The sequence below is a fragment of the Pseudocitrobacter cyperus genome (genome assembly GCF_039889165.1).
GTDB classification, from domain to species: Bacteria; Pseudomonadota; Gammaproteobacteria; order Enterobacterales; family Enterobacteriaceae; genus Pseudocitrobacter; species Pseudocitrobacter cyperus.
In genome coordinates, this window is record NZ_JAYMYY010000007.1 from 1 (window position 1) to 18,927 (window position 18,927).

At 46.0% G+C, this 18,927-nt stretch carries 18 protein-coding genes, 1 tRNA gene and 2 pseudogenes; 5 read left to right on the forward strand and 16 right to left on the reverse strand.

Annotated elements, in window-relative coordinates; all coding sequences use genetic code 11:
* Positions 1-75: 75 nt before the first annotated feature.
* The 7 genes and pseudogenes from VSR74_RS18995 to VSR74_RS19025 form a co-directional block, all read right to left on the reverse strand.
* Positions 76-588 (reverse strand): annotated as a pseudogene (locus VSR74_RS18995) (tyrosine-type recombinase/integrase); the annotation flags it as partial.
* 388 nt (positions 589-976) lie between these two features.
* Positions 977-1,186 (reverse strand): annotated as a pseudogene (locus VSR74_RS19000) (restriction endonuclease); the annotation flags it as partial.
* Positions 1,187-1,321: 135 nt separating this feature from the next.
* Positions 1,322-1,627: a TA system toxin CbtA family protein gene (locus VSR74_RS19005; RefSeq protein WP_203453156.1), complete on the reverse strand. Its 306-nt coding sequence runs from the start codon at positions 1,625-1,627 to the stop codon at positions 1,322-1,324.
* Positions 1,628-1,663: 36 nt separating this feature from the next.
* Complete coding sequence (locus VSR74_RS19010; protein WP_347796170.1) at positions 1,664-1,987, reverse strand: type IV toxin-antitoxin system YeeU family antitoxin; 324 nt, start codon at positions 1,985-1,987, stop codon at positions 1,664-1,666.
* Between the two features lie 12 nt (positions 1,988-1,999).
* Positions 2,000-2,470, reverse strand: coding sequence for a RadC family protein (radC, locus tag VSR74_RS19015; RefSeq protein WP_347796171.1), 471 nt, complete (start codon positions 2,468-2,470; stop codon positions 2,000-2,002).
* A 71-nt stretch (positions 2,471-2,541) separates the two neighbouring features.
* Positions 2,542-3,363 (reverse strand): DUF932 domain-containing protein, encoded by an 822-nt coding sequence (locus VSR74_RS19020; RefSeq protein ID WP_203453153.1) that lies wholly within the window; start codon positions 3,361-3,363, stop codon positions 2,542-2,544.
* Positions 3,364-3,512: 149 nt separating this feature from the next.
* Positions 3,513-4,469 carry a hypothetical protein gene (locus VSR74_RS19025; RefSeq protein WP_203453152.1) on the reverse strand — a complete coding sequence of 319 codons (957 nt, stop codon included), beginning with the start codon at positions 4,467-4,469 and terminating at the stop codon, positions 3,513-3,515.
* Positions 4,470-5,012: 543 nt separating this feature from the next.
* Here VSR74_RS19025 and VSR74_RS19030 point away from each other — a divergent pair.
* Together VSR74_RS19030 and VSR74_RS19035 are read left to right on the forward strand one after the other, a co-directional pair.
* The gene (locus VSR74_RS19030; protein WP_203453151.1) at positions 5,013-5,660 is read left to right on the forward strand and encodes a YagK/YfjJ domain-containing protein; all 648 of its coding nucleotides are present in this window, start codon (positions 5,013-5,015) and stop codon (positions 5,658-5,660) included.
* A 94-nt stretch (positions 5,661-5,754) separates the two neighbouring features.
* Positions 5,755-5,973, forward strand: coding sequence for a helix-turn-helix transcriptional regulator (locus VSR74_RS19035; RefSeq protein WP_203453150.1), 219 nt, complete (start codon positions 5,755-5,757; stop codon positions 5,971-5,973).
* A gap of 216 nt (positions 5,974-6,189) precedes the next feature.
* Here VSR74_RS19035 and VSR74_RS19040 read toward each other — a convergent pair whose 3' ends face one another.
* From VSR74_RS19040 to VSR74_RS19050, 3 genes are read right to left on the reverse strand one after another with little or no spacing between them, the layout of a single operon-like run.
* Positions 6,190-6,981, reverse strand: a complete 792-nt coding sequence (locus VSR74_RS19040) for a hypothetical protein (RefSeq protein WP_347796172.1) — start codon at positions 6,979-6,981, stop codon at positions 6,190-6,192.
* Complete coding sequence (locus VSR74_RS19045; RefSeq protein ID WP_347796173.1) at positions 6,887-7,999, reverse strand: GTPase family protein; 1,113 nt, start codon at positions 7,997-7,999, stop codon at positions 6,887-6,889. The genes VSR74_RS19040 and VSR74_RS19045 overlap by 95 nt, the downstream gene beginning before the upstream one ends.
* Before the next feature lie 38 nt (positions 8,000-8,037).
* Positions 8,038-8,721: a WYL domain-containing protein gene (locus VSR74_RS19050; RefSeq protein ID WP_203453147.1), complete on the reverse strand. Its 684-nt coding sequence runs from the start codon at positions 8,719-8,721 to the stop codon at positions 8,038-8,040.
* A 596-nt stretch (positions 8,722-9,317) separates the two neighbouring features.
* Here VSR74_RS19050 and VSR74_RS19055 point away from each other — a divergent pair.
* Positions 9,318-11,027, forward strand: a complete 1,710-nt coding sequence (locus tag VSR74_RS19055) for a hypothetical protein (RefSeq protein WP_203453146.1) — start codon at positions 9,318-9,320, stop codon at positions 11,025-11,027.
* The gene (locus VSR74_RS19060) at positions 11,020-12,048 is read left to right on the forward strand and encodes a 4Fe-4S dicluster domain-containing protein (RefSeq protein WP_343646807.1); all 1,029 of its coding nucleotides are present in this window, start codon (positions 11,020-11,022) and stop codon (positions 12,046-12,048) included. Before VSR74_RS19055 ends, VSR74_RS19060 begins: the two co-directional genes overlap by 8 nt.
* 184 nt (positions 12,049-12,232) lie before the next feature.
* Here the strand turns inward: VSR74_RS19060 and VSR74_RS19065 are convergent, their stop codons facing one another.
* The 5 genes from VSR74_RS19065 to VSR74_RS19085 form a co-directional block, all read right to left on the reverse strand.
* Positions 12,233-13,057 carry a DNA-methyltransferase gene (locus VSR74_RS19065; protein WP_203453144.1) on the reverse strand — a complete coding sequence of 275 codons (825 nt, stop codon included), beginning with the start codon at positions 13,055-13,057 and terminating at the stop codon, positions 12,233-12,235.
* A 1-nt stretch (position 13,058) separates the two neighbouring features.
* A complete protein-coding gene (locus VSR74_RS19070; RefSeq protein WP_203453143.1) occupies positions 13,059-14,063 on the reverse strand; it encodes a DNA methyltransferase in 1,005 nt (334 codons plus the stop codon).
* Positions 14,060-14,353 carry a helix-turn-helix domain-containing protein gene (locus tag VSR74_RS19075; protein ID WP_083605371.1) on the reverse strand — a complete coding sequence of 98 codons (294 nt, stop codon included), beginning with the start codon at positions 14,351-14,353 and terminating at the stop codon, positions 14,060-14,062. The genes VSR74_RS19070 and VSR74_RS19075 overlap by 4 nt, the downstream gene beginning before the upstream one ends.
* Positions 14,354-14,424: 71 nt before the next feature.
* Positions 14,425-15,684 carry a tyrosine-type recombinase/integrase gene (locus tag VSR74_RS19080; RefSeq protein ID WP_347796174.1) on the reverse strand — a complete coding sequence of 420 codons (1,260 nt, stop codon included), beginning with the start codon at positions 15,682-15,684 and terminating at the stop codon, positions 14,425-14,427.
* A 198-nt stretch (positions 15,685-15,882) separates the two neighbouring features.
* A tRNA-Leu gene (locus tag VSR74_RS19085) sits at positions 15,883-15,967 on the reverse strand.
* Between the two features lie 219 nt (positions 15,968-16,186).
* On the opposite strand from VSR74_RS19085, the gene ahr reads away from it, so the two are divergent.
* Complete coding sequence (ahr, locus tag VSR74_RS19090) at positions 16,187-17,206, forward strand: NADPH-dependent aldehyde reductase Ahr (RefSeq protein WP_347796175.1); 1,020 nt, start codon at positions 16,187-16,189, stop codon at positions 17,204-17,206.
* A gap of 37 nt (positions 17,207-17,243) precedes the next feature.
* On the opposite strand, the gene VSR74_RS19095 is transcribed toward ahr, so the two are convergent.
* A complete protein-coding gene (locus tag VSR74_RS19095) occupies positions 17,244-18,884 on the reverse strand; it encodes a dihydroxyacetone kinase subunit DhaK (protein ID WP_347796176.1) in 1,641 nt (546 codons plus the stop codon).
* Positions 18,885-18,927: the final 43 nt, after the last annotated feature.

Genomic DNA, 18,927 nt, shown 5'->3' on the forward strand with positions numbered 1-18,927 from the left:
TTCGGTGAATCGGGCTTTACGCATGGTGATCTCCTCACAGGACATAATCAGTATGTCGGAAGATCTCTAAAAGTGAATGGTTCGGTTTACCGGGATGCTTACAATTACACGGCCACGATAAGCAGCAATACGAGCAAGAAACTCAGGGAACCGGCTTGATGGCAAAGCGGGGTAATGTCGCGCTTTAGTTGTCGATAGCGCACCGGCCATATCACTGGCTGGATTTGAGTCGATGTAATCGTTCTGTACGGCATACCGCATAATGGCCGTGACGCGCTGTTGCAGGCGCTGAGCGACGTCGTGTTTACCACTCGCATCAACTTTTTTAATCGGGGCTAACAGGTGGCTGGTTTTGAGCTGGCGAATGTCGGACGAACCTATATGAGGGAAGATATAAAGCTCAAGATAGCGAAGAACGCGCGATCGATGGTCTTCGCTCCAGCGCTTGTTGCTGGTATGCCATTCACGAGCGATAGTTTCGAATGTATATGCCCCCGAATTCTCTGCCTGAGCTTCTTTCTGTTCGGCTTTTGGGTCAATACCCTGCACTAACAGCTTTTTGGCTTCATCGCGCTTTGCTCTTGCTTGATTTTGGTTTTGCGGTCTCGACCTGTCTGGCGTTGCGCTTCATTTGGGGGCACATTTCTAATCGAAGTTAAGATGCCCCCAATTATGCCCCCAATGACATCCGGATTTCAACGGACAATCTCGGACAACTCAGGAAGGAAAAATCGCGGAAAGCATTGATTTTTAAGGGATAATTGGACTTTCTCGGATGGTCTTGGAAGTACTAATGGTGCGAAGGCCGGACTCGAATTTCACACCCAATAGACTGATATCAATATATTTTATTATCAGGAATAATTAGTTATACCCGCACTTGTACCCACAAGTTAAAATCCGTACAAAAAATAGACATTACTAGCGGGTATAAAGCCATACCAGTAGAACACCGATATGGCTGTCAAAGCAAGATTCAGGCAGGCAGGAACGTTTTCTTCAGAGGCACCAAAAGTCTAGTCTCGATATCAACTTGTTCGTAGTTCTCAATAAGCGCACGGACGAGATCATCAAGTGTCCGGAGCGTCAGTGGTATTGTCGAACGGTCGGCTTCATATCGAGCATCTTTCGTAAAACCCCCTGTACTAACATAAAGCCCGCGATCGTCTTTATGGCGACCGCCGATACACGTCGGGTTCTGTTTGCATCGTTAATCGTCCATTAGAGCAAACACGCCTGCCGGGAGTGGCAGGCGCATCATGCGATGAATACAAAAGGTGGGAAGTTCAGACGTAAAAATCAGGAATGAGGCTCGAAGAATTCAGGTATTTATTAATCTGGTAGCTCGCCTGGCTTTGAGAATATCGGTAGCGGTCAAGAATGATGTCTGCTCATAACGGTCGATACGTACCAGTTCATAACGTTCCACGAGGAAATTAACCGCATCCGCAAGCGTTATTCCCGCGTCGATATGCTCCTCAATGGCCGCGTCGTCATGAAATGGTGTGTCGTTGAGAGTCAGGCCGTAATGATGCTCCAACAGATACGTTAAAAGTTGCTGCCAGACCCGCACGGGCGATAGACGTGACGAAACTGGCACCGTGGCCGGTACAGATGAAATGTGCATGAGTAGAATCCTGAGAAAAGAAGAAGAGAGAAGGTGTTACGGGGTTGGATAAATAGAAATGTAAACGTAGCCGCAGCTACCACGGGTATCAGCTATGCAGGTTAACCCCATAAGCTGAATGGTCCCCTGCTGTTGCTGCTGTGGATTTAGCTTACCGGAACACAGCATTGCTTCTAGTTGGCTGATAAATAAAGGGAAAAATTGATCCAATTTCTGCAGTTGCTTCGGGGTAAAGACCCCCGTCAATCCAGCTCTGTCAGCCAAGTAATACAGCCGGTTGCCTTCCTGAATCAATCTTGCGCCAAATCGAGGGGTGATATCGCTTTGTAGCCCCCATTCATGAGGTGGTGTGATTGACATGAAAACCTCCATTTAAAGCAAACCCTGCTCAGCAAAAGAAATCACTTCATTCCCAACAACCAAATGATCCAGCACTCGCACTTCTACCAGTGCTAACGCTTTCACTATCCGCTGAGTGATGTGTTTATCCTGCTGACTGATTTCTGTCGTACCGGATGGATGGTTGTGCGCCAGAATTACCGCAGCGGCATTATATTTCAGAGCCAATTTAACCACTTCGCGGGGATGCACTTCGGTATGGCTGAGTGTGCCGGTAAACAGTGTTTCACATCCCAGCAGGCAGTGCTGATTGTCGAGATACATCACAATAAAAACTTCACGCTCATGATGAGCCATCTGTAATTGCAGCCAGGTCTTAGTGAAGCTGGTGGAGGTAAATGGCTCACTCGGTTGACGCTGATACTTCTCCAGAAGTCGTAATGCCCGACGAATGACGCGTTGCTCGTTTGCAGGAAATACCGGGGATAAATTGAACACAGACATAATTGCTCCTTGAAACAAAAAGGCTCGCCAGTTTATTAATGAGGCCTGAGGGAAGGGAGAATAAAAAAGGTTCAGGAGGCAAGCTGCAGCATATTCTCAGCCATCACCCACAGAGCGCGGTTAAGCTTCACATCACCGTCGATACCTTTTACAGCGCGTGTATGGGCGCGTTTACCTTTGCTCGTTCGTCCAGACAGACCGCCTTTAATCAGGTTTTCCTGAATGCGCTGATAAGTGGTCCACAGGTCATTACTTTCATCCTGCCAGCGGCGCGGGGATAGGATTTGCAATTCCGTCACCGGTTGATGCTCTTCACCAAAGCGATAAGTTAATGCCGCTTTTGCCATCGCCTGCTGAGCAGGTGGCGGTAACATCAGCGACTGCATGGCATCGCGTTTCTCTTCTACGCGATCAAAAATCCCCAGCACTTCGTAAGCTCCTTCAATGACTTTCTCCACCACGTTGCCTTTGTGTGGCACACGTACTTCTCCAAAACTCTCACCGCAAATTAGTCCATTCTGGCAAACCGATCTGAATAACCCCGGTAGCATCTGATATGAGCTGGAGCCGTCGTGGCTATTAAGCAGTATAATCTCAGGCACCTGCTTGCCAGTGATCTGGCCTTCGCGACGCAGACGTAGCATGTGCTTAGTATGTTCGCGTTTGCTCTGGTCTCGGACTCTAGTCTGGCACGCAAAGAATGGCTGAAAGCCTTCACGTTGCAGGTTATCAAGCAGGGTTATGGTCGGAATGTATGTGTACCGATCACTGCGGGATTCATGCTTTTCTTCGCTGAATACACTCGGCACATGATGCGCCAATTCATCGCGGGTTAGCGGGCGGTCGCGTCGAACGAGATTGACCGCACCGAAGCGGCTGGCTAAACGTGTCATTATTAGTTCCTTATTGAGATATGAAAAAAAGACCATGCCTAAGAGTGAGGCATGGTCTTTTCTGAAAGTGAACGATGAAAAAAGATTGTGTAAAATTCGGGTAAGATCACACGGATAGTACAGAGATAAAAACGACTGTAATTTAAACATTACCAGCCAGCATTCTGCTTCCTGATAGCCCGGTTGAGCGTGTCCAAATCATGTATAGTTTTTTCTTTTACTGTATAGGTGGTGCCATTCGGGTCAATAGTGACTGATTTCGGAAAATGATTCTTTATGATTTTAACAGCTGATGGGTGTCTAAAAAATCGATATCTGAGACCTGTACTGCTAATAAAGTCTCCCTCTGATGGGGTTACCAATTCATCTGGTGATTGTGGCTCATACAAAACCCCGACAAAAAAACCGCCCCCACGCATGCCTTCCAGACCATTAATATACAACTGGTGTGAATGTTTTTTTCTGTTCCATCCATTTTTGGCCATGTCATGAAATGTTCTGTACTTAATGTTGTTCAGATCGAACAAAAGCGCTTCATCGCCGCTTGATCTGTTAGTGTGCACAGGAATCACTTTACTTGAAAAATCAATTTTCACTTCGAGGCCATCAGCGGTGTGCTGTCTATATTTTACTGTTACTTTCCCGATAAAAAATAAAAATAACGCTGGTTTGAATTCACTATTATCAGGGACATAAAGTTTTGTCTGCAGGTATGCAATTACTCTTCTGAGTATATCATTCTTGTTTATTGCTTCCGCAGGCTTTGGCACGTCACTAAACATGATGTAAGGAAGCGTTTCGATAAAACTATCTCTTTGAAATAAACGATGAAACGCATCGGTTGTTCCCCTGACCATTCCATCAATAGTCAGGTTATTGATTTCAAAACCCGCATTAAAAACCCTTTCCGGCACCAGATTTTTATTCGCCACCAGTTTACCTGAAGGTAAAAGTGCTTCGTTTTCCATCCTGTACTTCAAGGCATCCAAAATCATGTCCTGAATAACAGCTGAACTACTACTACCCGTCCTTTTCGCCAGACTCACTATCATCTGATGAAGTTCAGGATAGGAAAGATTAACCGTTATCCTTTTTTTACTTACCATCACACATTCCTTATAAGGTGCAGCACTTTTTAGATTTTAACAGTGCTGCACCTTTTTAAAAACTGATTTAAATCAAGTGAATATTCCATGCAAAAACAACCGTTTTCGGCAATACCCGGCATGGTGACATGAGTGGCAGTAAAATGTTCATCCGCAAACCGGAGCAAGAAATAGCCCGTAGTCAGCGTGCCGGGATAACTTAAGAGTGGTTTTAGACCGAATGAAGGGGAGTAATAACAGCCAGAAACCCGATACCGCAGGGGTATACGGGGTGACAGGTGGCGATATCAGTGATTCTTTACTGCCGGTACCAATTATATGTTTATAGTTGCTCTCTACAGTATGAACAGAACCTTACAGATATAGGGTATACAGAGAATCATCGGAAAGGGGGTATAGCACCGTCAAGAAAGGGAGTTTGCTACCATCAGAGGCTAAAGCCAGTAGTAGAGTGAGGAAGTTTTTTCTTTGCTCGTCCTGTACCTGCATTAAAAGTTACTGAGGCACTCATGGATATGTCTCCAACTACATGAGAGTCCGGAAATGATACTCAAAGAAAGTAACCGCGAGAAGAATGCCTACCATATGCAGCGTCTGGAAGCGCTGACAGCCTTCGTGATGAATAAGCATGCCCGTGTATTAGCCTTCGGGCTGGATCTATACCTGCCGCAGCATAACCAACATAAGGGCCACGAATCTGCGGTGATAACCCGTTTTATTGCCTCACTGAAAGCGCAGATTGCCGCTTATCTGAAAAAACGCAGCAGGGTAGGTAAACGCCTATACCCTTGCCCGGTGTATTACGCATGGGCCAGAGAGTTCGGTGAAATTAATGGCAATAAACATTATCACCTGGTGCTGCTGGTTAACCGTGAGGTGTTCACTAAGTCGATGTTGGCAAGGGACATGAATGGAAAGGCGAGAGGATTTCTGCTGATGATGGCTGTCAAAGCATGGCACCATGCTTTGAAGCTACGGGCTGGAACACAAGAAAACGTTCGCTTTTGGCTGCCCGGGGTTTTCGAGTTAAACCGCAGAGAGGGAACTGACTCCCCGGATTATATGAATTACCTGAACCGTATCTGCTATCTCGCCAAAAAACGCTCCAAAGAAAATGACGACGGTGAGCGTAATTTTGGCTGTAGTCAGTTTAAGGCCAAAGCGAAAAGTAATTTATTACCGGAGAAGTGATTGTAATGACGGAGCACGCAACATGGCCTTAAATCAACAGGTTAGTTCTGCGGCTCCTGTCTTTTACCCATTCAAAGACAGAAGGACAATCGTCATGAACAATCTTCCGACACCCGAGACCGACCTGATGAACGATAAGCTAGTGGACATGGTGTTTATCACCACATTTACGGGCCTAACCGATAAGTGGTTCTACAAGCTGATTAAGGACGGTCTGTTTCCGAGCCCCATCAAGTTTGGTCGCAGTTCCCGCTGGCGGGAAAGTGATGTCAGGCGCTGGCTGATGGAGCGCATAGAAGAATCCCGCAAATAATGCCCTTGAGGCCACTTCCACGCGCCTTATCCGTAAACAGTAACCGACACAAGCGCTATGTCAGTAAACGTCTGGCTGGGCTGTTGCTGCACGTTATTTGTTAAGGGGCAATGTAGGGATGAAATGAATGAAATCCCAGCGGGGTTAAATATAATTAAAAGGGGAAGTGTCGGATAATTGACTGACACTTACTCCCCGGTCTCACCATAGTTAAATTTAATTATTGAAGGTCCAGCTACCGGAATCGGTCGCAATATTGGCTTCTATTATACGGTCACATTTCATATATTTGAATGTGGCTACATCACCGAATTTATAAGTTGCAGGCAAGGTTCTGTTACCGACACTCTCCATTTTACAGTTCCCTCTGTTAACCCGGATGGATTTTAGTACCACATTGTCATCAGTGATAGTGAGCTGAATAACGCCATATTTAGTATTCCAGCCTTCATTGCTGACTGAGCTGCCAAACTGTACTTTAAACGGTGGTGTCGTAGATTGCTGCACTTGCTGTTGCTGTTGCTGAGAGGGTGTAGGTTTATTAGTCTGCTGGCTACCAACGCCATTAATACCATTCTGGAGGAGGCTCTTGGAAACTTTAATGGCACCCGGCTTGCAGGATACGGTGCTGGTTTCCTGACCCATTGAATTCATGACCGTGTAATAAGCATCACCTGCACCGTCATATTCCGAATAATTAAGTGCGATAGCGCCTTCAATATCGTCACTTTCTCCGCGCAACGTGAAAGAAGCGGTTCCCGCATCTGATTTAGGGATTACATTTTGCTTCGCCTCACCGGAGGGGATGTCCAGTTTAATGACGGAGCCGCCCTCTTCGGCGTCACCGCCTGGCTTTTCAAAACTGATATAAACGGTATCACTGGCATGGCTGAGCGTCATTTGCTCGCCGTTTTCAAGCAGGCATTGCAGGTCGTAACCGCCACCTGCATGAGCAGACTGAGCAGCAAATAACGCTATCAGCAGTGCAGGAATAATCAGTGGTTTCATTACATATTTTCCTTATCCAAAAAAAATGGTCCCATACGTTACCCGCCCACTCGATAACCTTATCTTTCCCCTTACGGGCAAGCTCTTTGACGGGCTTTGGTAACGGAACAGAATCAATAACGTCGTCAAGTATCCCGGAGAGCACGCTGGCAAAGCCGCCTTTCGCCTCCGTCTTTACGTCATCGGTTTTATACTCTTCCTTAAACTGCGAGGCTGTGCTGCTTTTAGCTCGATCAGGCAAAGCACGGATCATCGTTTCCACCAGACGAAGGATGTTGTAGCCCTCATCGGCTGAGATTGGGATTACCGGATATCGCGTAAAGCCAAAACGTTCAGTAATGTAAGATTCTTTCTTTTCGATGTTGATGCGCTGTGCTGGGGACGGCTGATGCAGGTATGTATTCCACTCACGGAAGGGCTCGATTTTATCAACCTGGTTGAGGACGAACAAAACGCGCTCACCACCACCTGCTGGGAGCAGGACATTATTGTAGAAATGCTCATCTGCAGAAAAAGCTCGATCATCGCCTTTTATCACCCAAAGGATGAGATCCAGTGAGGGAAGCAAAGTACGGTAAAGATCTTCGTACTCTTTATCCCGTAAAGCATTCTCACCGACGCCGGGGATATCGATTATCTTCAGCGAACGTTTGCCGAAGCGGATGCGCAGCTCCTGAGCCTCCCGCGTACAGGCTTCAACGTCACTGACTGCACACACTTCGCCTTGAAATAACGCATTACACACGCTTGATTTACCTGCACCGGTCTTACCCATAACACCAATAACAGGTTCATAGTCGATAGCTTCACTGATTTTGTTAACCAGGTTTTCCCGCAGTGACTGCGGGAAAACCTCGAGAATATCCCTGATGTCAGGTATGAGTGGCGGGCTGTCAGCTTTTATCGCATTGCTATCATTAAACATATTGTTCCATATCCCTGAAATCCCCCCTTCTCTTCTGGTGATGCCATTAGCATCAGTAATCATCCGGCCTTCGCCCTTTATTGGGTCATCCATAAAGGTCTCCTTGCTTATGTTGAAATGAACGTTGCCAATTACTCTTTGAAGGTGTGAATAACGTCGCTGATGAAACGAAAGTGAGGAAGAGCCGAAATAAACTCCTCACTGGCGGTAAGTGCATCAAGTTCAGGCTTTCTGCGAAAAGAGGTGTCAAGAACAGTCACAGCGTTAACGTCTTCCATCCGAAACACCTGTAGCTTTCTCGCTCGAGTAGCCACAAGGAACCAGTTTCTGGACTGGAAGATCAGGCGGCGAGGAGCCACTCCTTCGTAACTCTTACCATTGACTAATAGCGTGACGGCCCGGTAGTCACGGATAGCTTCGGCCAGCTCCAAAAAGTAGGTAGTCTGGGTGATTGGCGATGGCAGCCCTCCATGCCCAATAAGGCATGGAGAGCCGCCAGAACTGCTGGTAATCAGCCGGATTAGTCTGCGGTTCTGAGCCGGAATGATCCCCGAAATGCCAGAGTTAAGAATAAACGCAAAGGTATTAGGTAAGTGCTCTCGACCCGTTCGCCTCATAAGTCGATAGCAGCCACTGGAATGTTCAAGATCCAAATGGATTAGACGCTGCTGAAAATCCCGCTGTAGAGTGCGCTCTGAAACACCAAACTCATTTGCCAGCGCTTTCAACTCCAAGGATTGACCAGCCAATAATCGGCTGATAATGACCGATAATCTGACGGACAGGCGGTCATAATGATCATGTTGTGTTTTCATGGTGAGAACAGTCCTGAACACCCATAATAACCTGATATTGATATGGGAGATTATGACGTACTGGTACGACACGTTATGTCGTACCAAAGGGAGGTGGATTGAAAAAATTGCGGGGCAACTGTCATCATGTAAGCCATTGAAATTTAATTCAATTACTAGAATTTAAAGTAAAGTCATTATCAAAAAATGACATAACCTGTCGTATTCTGTATTGTTAGAAAGAGAATATCTGTTGCTCATGAAAATGATTTAGTTCTGAAAATAGTTATGCACTAATTCATATTTAAAAAATGTACAAAGGATCGTATTTTCAATCTCATAGATACTGCTCCATTGATTAACAATCATGTGTATTAATCAACGGGGAGCAGGTCAGCCCAATGTGGTGTAGTCAGACAGAGAAACCGGCTTCAACACCTTTTCTCGTATGGCCCAGCTGAAAGAAGAGCTCAATTTCACGCAAGTATTTGTGTATTATAATGATAAAAATCAATAGATGTTATGTAGTTTTCACAATAAAATCATATAGAAGGGCTCATAGCGGAGCCTTCATTGCCAGAACAATTTTGCCATACTAATAAATGGAACATTGAACAGTGCTACGCTTCCCAAACCCCGGTTCGACAATAGAAAACTTTGTAAGAGTATACAGTGCCGCTTTTGAACGTCTCAATGGTCAAGTCATTGATCTCGACGATCTAGTTCGTGCAGTCGTTGCAGATAATCTTGCTACTTCATCAGGATATATTGGTGACGAAGCCATTGCTCGTTCCACAAGGGCCGATCGAAGCCGCGATCAGCTTTATAATCAGCTAAAAATGTATGCTGAATTGTTTCGAACATTGGGTTGGCTTCACCCAACACAAGATAAAGCACTTAATTATACATTTACGTTACTAGGAAAACAGATAGTAGCTGCAGGTCGTGATTTTTGGCCTCTTCTCGAAGAGTGTGTATTAGGAATAGTATACCCTACGCCAACTATTACTATTAAGGGTGATTTTGATCTTAGGCCCTTTGCTTTCATCCTTCGAGTGATGGCTGCTTGCGATGGACACCTCTCGCGAGATGAGATGATTATTGGTCCTTTAAGCGCCGCCAGTGATCGTGGCGACGATAAACTTGATGCAGTTGTAGAATTAATTCACTCCGCTCGCGCAAGTAAAATATCAACTGAAAAATATATGGCTGCAGTGTCACAGACTCGCGCAATAAAGATAAATACATTATATAATTATACTCGCTGGCCAATAGCTATTCTTCGGGATTCAGGCTGGGTGCTCCAAGGGAGAGCAAGCTTTAAAGACGGTCGAAAATATAAGACATTTCAACTAAGTGATACAGGCCACGCTCTGGTTAAGAGACTTGAAGAAGCAATTGATTTGCGAGTTAGTGATCTTGAAAAATTTACATTTGAACAACTTAATGCACTTGCATTAGTTGCTCATTATCGGATGCTTGAGCGTGCAGGATTCGATATTACGCCAGTTTTAGAACGTATAGAAGAAGCTGAGAAAGTAGGAAGCTCAACTATTAATATAAAAGATCAAGACTGGGATTCTCTATTATTTTCACCTTTTCAATCGATATCGTTAAAAGACATTGAAACAATATTTCCATACACCGAGCAAAAATCAAAAATTGAAAAAGATGAGCTCGTGGCGCCAATGTTGGAAACACTTAATGGACGTGATGATCGCTCACATCTTTTCATCCCCCCCAAAATGGTGGCTATTGGAGAATCTGGCTCTGACGGTTCAGATATCACCCGTAACGAACTGGAAATACTGCTCAAAAATTTCGAAAAGATTGAAGTTGCTGCAGCTGTATTTTCCGAGAATCATTCAAAAGACACCCAAACATCCTTCTATCCTTTAGTTACCCATCTATTTAAAATATTAGGTTTCAAAAGCGACTATTCTCGAGCAGGTGTTAATTACCAGCGATGGGATGCCTGTGTATGGGTTGGCGATTATGCAATTCCAGTGGAGATAAAATCGCCTACAGAAGAAAAAATGCTCTCTACTAAAGCAGTTAGACAAGCATTAGAAAATAAAGTAGTTCTTCTTTCGCGTGGTGGTTTAAATACACAGCGAGAATTAACAAGTTTAGTTGTTGGATTTCGCCTACCGAATGAACGAGGAGAAATGTCAAATTTAATTGACGATGTATATAATACCTATAATTTGAATCTTGGTGTGATTGATTTAACAACTCTCGCTCACCTTGCTTTATGTGCCATACGGGACGAAGTAACGATTCATGCCGATCAGCTAAGTCATCTAAGAGGATTTCTCGATGTCTGATTTTGTCGTTCACAAAGGTCAACGAGAACAAGGTTCATTTGTAAGACATTACGGTTCGCAAGTTACTGATGTTCACTATGAACATGGAGAAAATACTGCAGTAATGTTAGCCGATGGTCGATCAGGAGCTGGGAGCTGTTTAGGCTGTGGTAACGCCCCATGTATGGAAAAAAATATAACTGAACTCGCTCTATTTGGTTCCCTAGATGCTTTTCCTGGAGATCCTAGCCGAGAGGTTTGCCCAACTAGAGCAATTAAATGGAACAAAGAAAAATCTGTTGCAGTTGTCACTTCCGACGAATGTATAGGATGCGGTTTATGTATTAGTAGATGCCCATATGGCGCAATTAGCTTGGTTAATGGACTGTTTGCAAATGTCGAAATAAATGATCCTGATAAATTAACCGTTGTGGGAAAAACTATCACTGAACATCCAACAGTTATTAGAAAAGGGCATATAGCAACGTTAGATGCACCAGCTGCGGCAAATATTTTATCAAATGTGGGATCTTTGCGAGATATACAAACAACTCTGTTAGTCAGAAATCTTCTTAATGAAGTTGGGCTAAATGCGCGTACAAGACGTAGAGGAGATACTAACATGCGTATAGATGTTGTTGGTTTTTCTCGGCGTGAGAGGCCATTTGTTGCTGAGATTGAGACAAGCGTTGGAGTATTAGAATCCCCACGTGCACTTTTAGAAGATATTGCAATTCTTCACTCGAGATATGGTTATGCGATAGAGGAAATAGATCCTGTAAGTATAATCCTGGCATTTCCTAACATCCGTTCGGAATACTATCAAGTTATTCGTGATATCGAAAAAGTATTAGGGATACGTTGCCGGACATTAACGATTGGTGCACTTATCGCTATGCTCTGGAACTTTCATAAATTACAAGGATTTGATGGAGATAACTTTGCTATCAATAATGAAATTATTGACCTTACAAACTCTTTAGCAATGAACGGTAAAAAATTACCAGAGCCTTATCCAGGAGCATTTACACCTGCAAAATAGCAAGAATACTTTATTTTTCAATAAGATACGGTTAAATTACTATCGATATCTTTTATGGAAATTATAAATGATAAGATATCCCCGTAACATAAATGTATTAACAAAATTATTTGATACGGGGATAGATAAATCTTATATAACAATAAGGCAATAAATGAAAAAAACTCCAGAATATTACAATATTTTATTCTGTAGTTTTTAAATCAGAAATTACATCCTGAACTTTACACTCTGAACCAAACTCAGTATCAGCTAATCTAGATTCAGCAATAGCAATATAAGTTGCATTTAGTTCATATGCTAGAAAGTGACGTCCCGAAGCTTTAGCTGCAACACATTCAGAACCGCTACCAGCAAATGGAATTAATACCAGTTCTTCAGGATTTGAAAAATGCTGAATTATTCGATTAGATATAGAAAGCGGTTTTTGAGTTGGATGATCAACTTTTTCCGCTTTAAAACGACGTCCAGCTAAAACGGGAAAACGCCAGACATCCCCTGCTAATCGACCATCAGGATGAGGCTGCCATACCTTTCCATTCTTAATAACCTTATGTTTTAAGCGCTCAGTACTCTTATATGGTTCTCTAATGGGATGATAAGTATAATCTTTACCTTTTGAAAACCATAATAGTGGTTCGTAATGCGCTGCTAATGATTTAGTATAACCAGCAAAACCATTTTCGTAATGCCAAATAATTTGACGTCTATAGTTTAAGCCTAGCTCGTATAGATGACATTGAACCCAGCAAAGATGATGGTGGATTCCATACACAAAAATGCTTCCGCCAGGGCGTAACACTCGGTTACATTCATCAAGCCAGCATTTTGTCCATTCCAACCATTCATGCTTCTTAAGCGACTCCTTCCATTCACCAAAATCTTTATTTAGATTATAGGGAGGATCCGCAACGATTAAGTCTACACAGCTGTCCGGCAAACTCCTTATTCCATCGATACAATCTTTATTTAGAATTGTATCGATGCTATCTGAAAAATTAATTTTCATATTATTTATGTTTCATATTTTGTAAAATTAATATGTATTGATGATGAATATTAGGGACATATGCATATGGATATCCGTAAGGAAATACTCTTTTATGACGCTGATAAAGAACTGTCAATCCTCGTAATTCTAATTTGTACTTTTCAAGTGAATTTGCTAAGTCAGCATGAAACATAACAAATTTTGATTTATCTCTAAAGTCACTGACAACTACAGCCATATATTTTTTTGGCTTTAATGCACGTCCACAAGCCCCAAGTATTGAAGCTAATTCCTCGAGAAATACATTATAATCGTCAATATTTCCTAAATCGCGATTGTCATCACTGTATTTAGTATCTAAATCATGTTTTTCGCGTTCCTGCTTGGCTTTATGATCTACCTTATGGAGAATATTCCAATAAGGAGGACTAGTAATAATGAGATCCAGAGAATCGTCAGGTAGCCCTTTGATCAGCTCTCGGGCATCTCCAACACGAACATCCTGAGTTACCTCACTAGAAGAAATATCTTTTACTTCAACAAGTAAACGTTCTTGTGCTAACTCAGCATAACGAGGATTTAATTCGAATCCAATACCATTTCTACCCTCAACAGCACAAGCTTTCAATGTAGATCCTACTCCTACAAATGGATCCAAAATAACTTCTTTGCTTTTGGTGAAAAATCGAACTAATCGCCCAACATCTGTGAAAGAAAATGGTGCTGGATGTTGACGCTCAATCTGAGCATCGGGATGATTAGCACCTAAACCACGTTGATTCCAAACCGAAACGGTTTCAGGCAACCATTCAGTTGATGTAAGTTCATTCATTGCATTACGTGGGTCAACTGTTTTAGGTTGGGCAGGTTCATCTTTGATTACTGCTGCATTCACTTCGGTAGCTACTACAGAGGTTTTACGAGGCCGCCCACGCTTTTTAACTTGTGTAACTTGCTCAGACAATCCGTCCGACGTAACAATATCGTCTTCGATAGCTTGATTCATAGATACATCAACCTTCATATTTTAGCCTCTGAAGCCGTTGGTTTATTAATTTGCTTGGCTTCACGCCAATGTTGAACAACTTGAATTATCGCGTGATCTTCAAGCATGCATAAAAGCTCAAGAACAACTCTCATTCCGACAGGCGAATTTTTCCCCCGCAAATACTCAAGATAAGTTCGCGTGGAAATCCCAAGCCTCTCTGCCATCATTGCTTGACTAATGCGTTGCCGTTCCCCTGCTTCAATTAAGTGATGTAACTCACGTAGGAGCTCATTCATCGCAGGAGAACTTTTAAGATCACTTTTCATGAATTTTCATGTACATTAAGGATATGATTTTTCTTATTTTAGCATTCTCATTTTCTATTGTGTAGTACTTTTTAAAAATCTTTAACTTTTACAAAATCAAACGGACTTACTCCTTTTCCCCGATTTGCATCCAGATAGTCCGCCCACCACTGCAGCATTAGCCTGCGTTCACCCAAGTGCTCGGCCTTATGAATATAAGCTGCACGCACAGAGTTACGCTCCTGGTGACTCATTTGCCGCTCAACCGCATCCCTCGACCATAATCCAGACTCAATTAACGAACTACACGCCATAGTCCTGAAACCATGCCCACATACTTCCGTTTTCGTGTCATAGCCCATGACTCGTAGAGCCTTGTTCACCGTGTTCTCACTCATGGGTTTACGCGGATCGTGATCGCCAACGATGATCAGCTCTCGGTTCCCATTCATGCTTTTGATCTTTTCCAGAATAGCTAAGGCTTGCCGTGACAAAGGAACAAGATGAGGTGTCCGCATCTTTGAACCACGCTGAGAATATTTAACGCCTTCCAGCGGTTCACGCTCACCGGGGATCGTCCACATGGCCGTTTCAAAATCTACTTCTGACCAACGGGCAAATCGCAGTTCGCTCGAGCGGATAAAGACTAACAAGGTAAGTTCGACAGCAAGTCGAGTTAACGGTCTGCCAGAGTAGTGATCAATGCGGTGAAGTAATTCGGGAATACGTTCAAGATCCAGAGCCGCACGGTGCTTTCTTTTCGCCGTAGCAACCGCACCGGCAATCTCTTGTGCGGGGTTATAGTCGATTAAGCCACTCTGCACGGCAAAGCGCATAATCGCGGTAGTCCGCTGCTGTAAACGGGCGGCGACTTCAAGACGCCCGGATGACTCCACAGCTTTGATGGGTACAAGCAGATCCCGAGTCTTCAATTCAGCAATGTTCCGCTTACCGATGGCAGTAAAGAGATTATCTTCGAGGCTTTTCAGTACACGAGCGCTATGCGATGCAGACCACTTCTGATTGCTGGCGTGCCAGTCTCTGGCAACCACTTCAAACGTTATCGCCTCTTGCTCCTGCTCTACCTTAACGGCTTTCTTGTTCTCACTGGGATCGACGCCATTAGCTAACAGCTTACGGGCTTTATCGCGACGAGCCCGGGCATCCGCCAACGACACTTCAGGGTATTTCCCCAGCGCCAGCATCTTCTCTTTACCACCGAAGCGATAACGCAGTCGCCAGTATTTGGAGCCGTTAGGGTGAACCAGCAAAACCATGCCATCACCGTCAGTCAGTTTGTAGGCTTTTGCTTCAGGCTTTGCCGAACGAACCTTCACATCACTCAGAGCCATGATGAGTATCCTTTCAAGGGTTCTGTGTGGGTACAAACATTATCGAACCGGGATATACCCGCAATTGTACCCGCATCAGTAAGTTGATGTAGATTGAATCAGGTTGACTTAGGTTGAGTGAAAAAGCGAGGAAAGCCTTGCGGATACTGGATTTCAGGCACAAAAAAAGACGTCCGTTGACGTCTATTGATGTTCCGATGGTGCCGAAGGCCGGACTCGAACCGGCACGTATTTCTACGGTTGATTTTGAATCAACTGCGTCTACCGATTTCGCCACTTCGGCACTGAAGGGTATGCGGAAAACGGGTGAATTATACCTGTCATACGTCACCTTGCAAGCAACACCGCGCGTTCTTCTCGCTAAGTGTCGAAAAAACCAGCGTTCCCTGAACACCATCACACTCTTTTCCCCGTCAAAACATTTTTCCCGGCGAGTTCCGCTAAGCATCCCCCTTTCGCTTGCTCTACACTGACAGTTCAACACCATAGTGAGGGAAGTACGATGTCCATCATCAAAAGCTACGCCGCGAAAAATGCAGGCGATACTCTGGAACTCTGGGAGTATGGCGCAGGGGAACTTCTGCCGGAGGATGTGGAAGTTCAGGTTGATTACTGCGGGGTTTGCCATTCCGATTTGTCGATGATCGATAACGAATGGGGGATGTCTCAGTATCCGCTGGTTGCGGGTCATGAGGTGATTGGTCATGTGGTGGCGCTGGGTAGCGCTGCGCAGAATAAAGGCCTGAAAGTGGGTCAACGCGTGGGCATTGGCTGGACAGCACGTAGCTGCGGGCACTGCGATGCCTGCATCAGCGGCAATCAGGTTAACTGTACCGAAGGGTCGCTGCCGACCATTCTGAATCGCGGCGGCTTTGCCGAGAAACTTCGTGCCGACTGGCAATGGGTGATCCCACTGCCTGAGAATATCGATATTGAAACCGCAGGCCCGCTGTTGTGTGGCGGTATCACCGTTTTCAAACCGCTTCTGATGCATCACGTTACGGCCACCAGCCGCGTCGGGGTGATCGGTATTGGCGGGCTGGGGCATATTGCCATCAAACTGCTGCGCGCGATGGGGGCGGAAGTGACGGCGTTCAGTTCAAATCCGTCGAAAGAGCAGGAAGTTAGGGCGATGGGCGCAGATAACGTGGTGAACAGCCGCGATCCGGAAGCGCTAACAGCGCTGGCAGGTCAGTTCGACCTGATTATCAACACCGTAAGCGTCGACCTCGACTGGCAGCCGTACTTCGAAGCGCTGTCCTATGGCGGTAATTTCCATACGGTTGGCGCGGTGCTGAAGCCGCTTCCGGTTCCGGCCTTTACGCTGATTGGCGGCGATCGCAGTATCTCCGGTTCGGCGACGGGTAACCCGTTCGAACTACGTAAGCTAATGAAGTTCGCTGGCCGCAGCGGTGTGACGCCAACAACTGAGTTGTTCCCAATGTCAAAAATCAATGATGCGTTGCAGCATCTGCGCGATGGCAAAGCCCGCTACCGCGTGGTGCTGAAGGCTGATTTTTAATGTTATTCCGGCGGCGTTCTGCCGCCGGTTCTCCAGGCTAGCCTTTTGCCAGCGCGGCGAATACTTCAGCAACAGCCAGCGCCCCCGGGTCAGTAACCCCAGCCAGGTGCTGACTGTTCACATACGATGCGCGCCCCGCTCCGGCTTTTTGCATTGCGGCGGTGCTCTCTGCGCCAGCTTTCGCGGCACGAGCCGCAGATTGCAGGTTGTCATCGCGCAGCGCTTCCAGCGCCGGTTGCAGGGCATCGATCATCGTGCGATCGCCGAGATCGGCGCCACCGTAGTGTTTCATTTGCGTCAGCCCTTTCAGTAAAGCATTCGGTAAGGTATCTCCGCGCTGCAGCGACTGCCCGGAGGCAGTGAAAAAGATAGACATCAGCACGCCGCTGGAGCCGCCCATCACCGTCGCCAGGCGCTCTCCCACCAGTTGCAACAACTGCACGCCGTTGTTGAGCGGCAGTTCGCCCTTGTCGAGTAGTTCGGCGATATCGCGTGCGCCCAACGCAAACGTTGAGCCGGTATCGCCGTCGCCCACTTTGGCATCCAGCGCGTTCAGGCGGTTCTCTAGCTGGATAAGCGTCCGGGTTATCTGTTCAACGCGAGCGGCAACCTCAGGGTTATCGGAAGGTTGAATCTCCAGGCCATCATATACTCTGCTGTGTTTAACGGTTTTTACCGGGCCGAATACGACCGGTTTTAACCAGCCCGCCGTTTCCACATCCGCCTGTAAGGCCCGTTCAAAATCCGGGTTCAGTTTTAAAACCGACAGGGAGAAACCTTTCATATCCAGCGAACTCACCAGCGGCGCCGGGCCAATCAGCCATGCAATCTGTGCCTGTAGCGCCGAATGCGCCAGCTCTTTGGTGAGCAACGCCATCTCCAGCGCCGATACGCCGCCCAGGTTGTTGATCAGTACCGCCACGCGGGCGTCGCCAACCTGTTCTTTGAGCGGTTGAACCAGCCTGTCAATAAGCGCTTTGCTGTTATGGCTCTCCACCACCGATGCGCCCGGCTCGCCATGAATGCCAAGGCCCAGCTCCACCATTCCCGGCTTGATGCGCCCTTCTGCGTCGTCACTACCCGGCAAATTACAGCTCTCCATCGCCACGCCGAGACTGAAGACGCTGTCACATGCCTGCTGGGCAATGTCGCGCACTTCACTGAGGGATTTGCCGTGCTCGGCGGCATAGCCAGCGATTTTGTGCACCAGCACGGTTCCCGCGATACCCCGAGGCTGTTTGTTGTCCGGCAGCGCGATGTCGTCGGCGACAATGACCATCTCGACCTTCAGCCCATAACGTTTGGCTTTCTCCGCCGCCAGGCCGAAGTTGAGTCGGTCGCCGGTGTAATTTTTTACTATCAGCAGACAACCGCGATCGCCCGTGACCGCCACGATGGCGTTTAATATGGCATCGACGCCTGGCGAGGCGAAGAGATCGCCGCACACCGCCGCCGTGAGCATCCCTTTACCAACAAAGCCGGCATGTGCAGGTTCATGGCCAGAGCCGCCGCCGGAGATCACCGCCACCCGGCTTTTATCCCAGTCGCTGCGCGCGACAATCCGAATTGCCGGGTCGATATCGAGCCGCATCAGATTGCCATGCGGTGCAGATAACACTAAACCTTCAATCGCATCGTTGACCAGTTGTTTGCGATCGTTAAAAAAGAATCTGGACATAGCGTTCCAAAAATATGCAAACCGTATGCAAAGCATAGTCCGC

Excerpts from the sequence above, each read along its gene's own strand:
- VSR74_RS19005 (WP_203453156.1), bottom strand. The coding sequence starts at position 1,627 with ATGCACATTTCATCTGTACCGGCCACGGTGCCAGTTTCGTCACGTCTA.
- VSR74_RS19010 (WP_347796170.1), bottom strand. The coding sequence starts at position 1,987 with ATGTCAATCACACCACCTCATGAATGGGGGCTACAAAGCGATATCACC.
- radC (WP_347796171.1), bottom strand. The coding sequence starts at position 2,470 with ATGTCTGTGTTCAATTTATCCCCGGTATTTCCTGCAAACGAGCAACGC.
- VSR74_RS19020 (WP_203453153.1), bottom strand. The coding sequence starts at position 3,363 with ATGACACGTTTAGCCAGCCGCTTCGGTGCGGTCAATCTCGTTCGACGC.
- VSR74_RS19025 (WP_203453152.1), bottom strand. The coding sequence starts at position 4,469 with ATGGTAAGTAAAAAAAGGATAACGGTTAATCTTTCCTATCCTGAACTT.
- VSR74_RS19030 (WP_203453151.1), top strand. The coding sequence starts at position 5,013 with ATGATACTCAAAGAAAGTAACCGCGAGAAGAATGCCTACCATATGCAG.
- VSR74_RS19035 (WP_203453150.1), top strand. The coding sequence starts at position 5,755 with ATGAACAATCTTCCGACACCCGAGACCGACCTGATGAACGATAAGCTA.
- VSR74_RS19040 (WP_347796172.1), bottom strand. The coding sequence starts at position 6,981 with ATGAAACCACTGATTATTCCTGCACTGCTGATAGCGTTATTTGCTGCT.
- VSR74_RS19045 (WP_347796173.1), bottom strand. The coding sequence starts at position 7,999 with ATGGATGACCCAATAAAGGGCGAAGGCCGGATGATTACTGATGCTAAT.
- VSR74_RS19050 (WP_203453147.1), bottom strand. The coding sequence starts at position 8,721 with ATGAAAACACAACATGATCATTATGACCGCCTGTCCGTCAGATTATCG.
- VSR74_RS19060 (WP_343646807.1), top strand. The coding sequence starts at position 11,020 with ATGTCTGATTTTGTCGTTCACAAAGGTCAACGAGAACAAGGTTCATTT.
- VSR74_RS19065 (WP_203453144.1), bottom strand. The coding sequence starts at position 13,057 with ATGAAAATTAATTTTTCAGATAGCATCGATACAATTCTAAATAAAGAT.
- VSR74_RS19070 (WP_203453143.1), bottom strand. The coding sequence starts at position 14,063 with ATGAAGGTTGATGTATCTATGAATCAAGCTATCGAAGACGATATTGTT.
- VSR74_RS19075 (WP_083605371.1), bottom strand. The coding sequence starts at position 14,353 with ATGAAAAGTGATCTTAAAAGTTCTCCTGCGATGAATGAGCTCCTACGT.
- VSR74_RS19080 (WP_347796174.1), bottom strand. The coding sequence starts at position 15,684 with ATGGCTCTGAGTGATGTGAAGGTTCGTTCGGCAAAGCCTGAAGCAAAA.
- ahr (WP_347796175.1), top strand. The coding sequence starts at position 16,187 with ATGTCCATCATCAAAAGCTACGCCGCGAAAAATGCAGGCGATACTCTG.
- VSR74_RS19095 (WP_347796176.1), bottom strand. The coding sequence starts at position 18,884 with ATGTCCAGATTCTTTTTTAACGATCGCAAACAACTGGTCAACGATGCG.